The organism is uncultured Leptotrichia sp., from assembly GCF_938036635.1.
GTDB lineage: Bacteria > Fusobacteriota > Fusobacteriia > Fusobacteriales > Leptotrichiaceae > Leptotrichia > Leptotrichia hongkongensis.
The window spans coordinates 1-4,523 of sequence record NZ_CALHQO010000546.1; the positions used below are offsets into that span (position 1 = coordinate 1).

Annotated in this window: 5 protein-coding genes; all 5 read left to right on the plus strand. The window is 31.6% G+C overall.

All coding sequences use genetic code 11. From position 1 onward, the window contains the following. Positions 1-161: 161 nt before the first annotated feature. The 5 genes from Q0370_RS11000 to Q0370_RS11020 all read left to right on the plus strand — a co-directional run bounded on the left by Q0370_RS11000 (position 162) and on the right by Q0370_RS11020 (position 4,435). On the plus strand, positions 162-1,142 hold the full coding sequence (locus Q0370_RS11000) for an MlaA family lipoprotein (RefSeq protein ID WP_299575663.1): 981 nt from the start codon (positions 162-164) through the stop codon (positions 1,140-1,142). A 58-nt stretch (positions 1,143-1,200) separates the two neighbouring features. Beyond that, positions 1,201-2,445, plus strand: coding sequence for a serine hydroxymethyltransferase (glyA, locus tag Q0370_RS11005; RefSeq protein ID WP_147005388.1), 1,245 nt, complete (start codon positions 1,201-1,203; stop codon positions 2,443-2,445). Between the two features lie 27 nt (positions 2,446-2,472). Beyond that, positions 2,473-3,168 (plus strand): ribonuclease PH, encoded by a 696-nt coding sequence (gene rph, locus Q0370_RS11010; protein WP_147005390.1) that lies wholly within the window; start codon positions 2,473-2,475, stop codon positions 3,166-3,168. A 36-nt stretch (positions 3,169-3,204) separates the two neighbouring features. After that, complete coding sequence (locus tag Q0370_RS11015) at positions 3,205-3,804, plus strand: tetratricopeptide repeat protein (RefSeq protein ID WP_299575667.1); 600 nt, start codon at positions 3,205-3,207, stop codon at positions 3,802-3,804. A 112-nt stretch (positions 3,805-3,916) separates the two neighbouring features. Then, entirely contained in the window at positions 3,917-4,435 is a 519-nt protein-coding gene (locus Q0370_RS11020; RefSeq protein WP_299575669.1) for a glucose PTS transporter subunit IIA, read from the plus strand. Positions 4,436-4,523 lie beyond the last annotated feature (88 nt).

Here is a 4,523-nt window from a genome sequence, read left to right on the forward strand (position 1 = left end):
TAACATCAACTAATGACGTTTTATATTCAAGTCAAGATATAGACTATATAAAAAATACATTTTTAAATAAAGTTTTGTTACCATTTGGTGGACATACAGGAGCTCTTTGGCATAAGGATGTAGCAAATTTGATGGTAGATAAATTGGAGGAAAATTAGAATATGGCAGGAAAAAATAAATTAATAATGTTTGGAACAATGCTTGCTGTGGCAACGCTTGGAAAAGCTGAATTAATGGAAATAAAAAATGAGAATACAATTACATATATAGAGGAAAGAAATAAGGAAGCTGACGATGATTTATTTGTTGAATTTGTAAACGGTAAAACACAGGAAACATCTGATAAGAATATTAAATTAGTTCCACAAACAAATATAAAAATAAAGAAAAATAAGCCAGATACAAATAAATACATAGCTTTTGAAGAGGATGGATATGGTGTTTTGGCAAATAATTTGGAAGAGTTGAACGAAGATTACATTGTATCAAATCAAGTTTTTCAATTAACTGGCATAAATGACTCATTAGAACCATTTAATAGAAGAATGTATGCTTTTAATACTCAAATTGATAAAAAAATAGTTTATCCAGCATCACGGATTTATGCAGCAGTTGTACCAAAACCAATAAGAAAAGGAATTTCAAATTTTTATAATAACTTTAGTGAGATACCTACATTTGTAAATTCAGTACTGCAACTTAAACCAGGAAAAGCTGTAAATGCACTTGGAAGATTTGTTGTAAATTCGACAGTAGGAGTGTTAGGTGTAGCAGATGTCGCTAAAAATATGGGAATGAAAAGAGACCCTGAAACAATGGGAGACACTTTAGGACATTATGGAGTAAAAACAGGATCATTTTTAGTTTTACCCGTATTAGGACCAAGTGATTTAAGAGATGCTGTTGGAGCAGGAATAGACTCAATATCAGAAGGAGCAGTAAGACGTGTGGCAGAAGAAAAATTATTTTTTGATACAGGAGTATTTGATAAAAATATTTATGGATTCACAAAACCAGTTGTTACAGGACTAAATGCGAGTTCAATGAGTGGCATGAGATATGGAGATTTAAATTCACCGTTTGAATATGATTTAGTAAAGGCAATTTATTACAATTACAGAAAAATACAAGTTATAAAATAAAGTATTTTTTCTAACAGAATAAGCATTTAATTTTAAATAAAATTAGGAGGAAATCAGAATGAGCTATATAAAAGATATAGATTTAGAAGTTTATAATGCAATTGTTGAAGAGGAAAAAAGGCAAGAGGAAGGAATTGAGCTGATTGCTTCAGAAAATTTTGTTTCAAAGGCAGTAATGGAAGCCGCTGGATCCGTATTTACAAATAAATATGCGGAAGGTTATCCTGGAAAGAGATATTACGGTGGATGTGCAAATGCTGATGTTGTGGAAAGTCTTGCTATTGAAAGATTGAAACAAATATTTGGGGCAAAATATGCAAATGTACAGCCACATTCGGGATCTCAAGCAAATATGGGAGTTTATGTTGGACTGCTTGAAGCTGGAGATAAAATTCTAGGAATGAGCCTTAGTGCTGGTGGACATTTGACACATGGCTATAAAATCAATTTTTCAGGAAAAAATTACATCGGATTGGAATATGGTCTAAATCCCGAAACAGAACTGATTGATTATGAAGCAGTCAGAGAAATTGCATTAAGAGAAAAGCCTAAAATGATAGTTGCAGGAGCAAGTGCTTATTCAAGAATAATTGATTTTAAGAAATTTAGAGAAATTGCTGATGAAATTGGTGCATATTTGATGGTAGATATGGCTCATATCGCTGGACTCGTAGCGGCTGGACTTCATCCAAATCCAATAGAATATGCAGATGTAGTAACTTCTACGACTCATAAGACTCTAAGAGGACCTCGTGGTGGAATAATTTTGACAAATAACGAAGAAATTGCAAAAAAAATTGATAAAACAATATTCCCTGGAATACAAGGAGGACCGCTAGTTCATATAATTGCGGCAAAAGCTGTTGCATTTAAAGAGGCACTTAGCCCAGAATACAAAAAATATCAGGAGCAAGTGGCAAAAAATGCTAAAATTCTGTCAGAAGAATTGGTAAAAGGCGGGCTTAGAATTGTAAGTGGTGGTACTGACAACCATTTAATGCTGGTTGATTTACGTCCAATGGGAGTTACAGGAAAATTAGCCGAAGCAAAATTAGAAGAGGCTGGAATAACTTGTAATAAAAATGCTATTCCAAACGATCCTGAAAAGCCATTTGTTACAAGTGGAATAAGACTAGGAACACCTGCAATTACAGCTCGTGAATTTAAGGAAGAAGAAACAAGACAGGTGGCACAGTTTATATTAACAGTATTAGGAAATATAAATGACAATGAAAAAATTGCCCAAGTAAAAGAGCAAGTTTTAAAATTAACAGAAAAATTTCCACTTTATAAAGGTAAATAATTTAAAGATAAAAAATTAGGAGAAAATGTGAGAAATAATAATAGAAAAAACGATGAAATGCGTGAAGTAAAAGTAACTAAAAATTATATTGTCCATCCAGAAGGTTCTGTCTTAATCGAATTTGGAAATACAAAGGTTATTTGTAATGCAACAATTGAAGAAAAAATTCCAAGATGGCTAAAAGGGACAGGATCAGGATGGATAACTGCCGAATATAGCATGCTTCCAAGAGCAACACATACACGTATCCAAAGAGAATCAATAAAAGGAAAACTATCTGGAAGAACAATGGAAATTCAGCGGTTAATCGGAAGAGCCTTGAGAGCAGCGATAGATTTGGAAAAGCTTGGAGAAAGAACGATAATGATAGATTGTGATGTAATTCAGGCAGATGGAGGAACAAGAACAGCTTCAATCACGGGAGCCTATCTTGCTTTAGAATTAGCAGTTGAAAGACTTATAGATGAAGGAAAATTAAAAGAGATTCCAATAAAATCAAAAGTCGCAGCAATAAGTGTCGGAAAAGTCCGAAATGAAATGCTTCTTGACTTAGAATATGAAGAAGACTCGAAAGCTGATGTGGATATGAACATTGTAATGAATGACAAAGGTGAGTTTATCGAACTGCAGGGGACAGGAGAAGAAGCAACTTTTACTCATGCAGAACTGCTGAAGTTTATTGAATTGTCTAAAAATGCCTTTGATAAGTTATTTAGTTTATAAATCAAAAAATTTTAAGAAAGGATGGTGAAAGAATATATGAAAAAAAATGGAATGGAAAAATTATTTGATGAATATATGAAAAGAATACAAGATGGTGATACAAAGGCTATGAATGAGATTGGTCTTATTTTTCAAAATAATTATGACAATGAAAATGCCAAAAAATGGTTTTTGAAAGCTATTGAGGCTGGAGATTATGAATGTGCAAATAATTTGGGATATCTTTATGCTAGCCAGCATGATTTTGAGAATGCTGAAAAATATTATTTAATTGCGATTAAAAATAAAGATTATGATGCTTTAAATAATTTAGCAATTTTGTATGAGCAGAATGGAAAAAATGAAGAAGCAGAAAAATATTACTTAATGGCTATTGAAAAGAACTGTGAAGGTGCAAAAGAAAATCTTTTGACATTTTATAATTCAACTAAACAGACTGCTAAAGAAAAAGATATATATTTACAGATGGCTTGGAAAGATGATATCAATGCGATGAATCGTCTAGGAATGATTTTTGGAAATGAAGGAAATTTTAAAGAATCTGAAAAATGGTTTTTAAAAGCTGCAGCGCTTGGAGACGAACATGCGAAGAATAATTTGAAAGTTTTAAAGGATAATTTTAAGAAATCAAATTAATTGATATAAAAATCGCATATTAAAATTAAGAAAAATTTGACTAATTTGATTATATATGGTAACATAAAAATAGGATAATTAAATATAAAATAAGTAAATTGGAGGAATTAAAATGGGATTATTTGATTTATTCAAAAAAGGTAACAAAGGTGAAGAAGTTAAGCAGGAATTTGATGGGAAAGTAATAGCTCCTATTTCAGGAAACTTATTGCCTTTATCAGAAGTACCTGATGAAGTTTTTGCTCAAAAAATGATAGGAGACGGAGTTGCAATTGAGCCAACTGCCTCTGGAGTAATGGTAGCACCAGCTTCTGGAAGAATAGAAAAAATATTTGATACTAATCATGCTTTTAGTATTGTAACACCTGCTGGAATCGAAATTTTTGTGCATCTTGGAATGGATACAGTTAAACTTGAAGGAAAAGGATTTGAAAGAATTGCAGAAGAAGGAGCAGTAGTAAAAGCAGGAGATCCAATAGTTAAATATGATTATGACTTCTTAAAAGAAAATGCAAAATCAATTATTACACCAGTAATAATTTCAAATAGTGATGACTACAGTTCATTAAACCCAGTTGAATCTGGAAAAGCAGTAGTTGGAGAAACACTTGTATTGAATGTTGTAAAATAGTTTTAATCTCAGATTAATAAAAAATCTCTATTTAAGCAAGAAAGTTCTTACTTATCTAGAGATTTTTTTTGTAATTTTATATAATTAC

Excerpts from the sequence above, each read along its gene's own strand:
- Q0370_RS11000 (WP_299575663.1), top strand. The coding sequence starts at position 162 with ATGGCAGGAAAAAATAAATTAATAATGTTTGGAACAATGCTTGCTGTG.
- glyA (WP_147005388.1), top strand. The coding sequence starts at position 1,201 with ATGAGCTATATAAAAGATATAGATTTAGAAGTTTATAATGCAATTGTT.
- Q0370_RS11015 (WP_299575667.1), top strand. The coding sequence starts at position 3,205 with ATGAAAAAAAATGGAATGGAAAAATTATTTGATGAATATATGAAAAGA.
- Q0370_RS11020 (WP_299575669.1), top strand. The coding sequence starts at position 3,917 with ATGGGATTATTTGATTTATTCAAAAAAGGTAACAAAGGTGAAGAAGTT.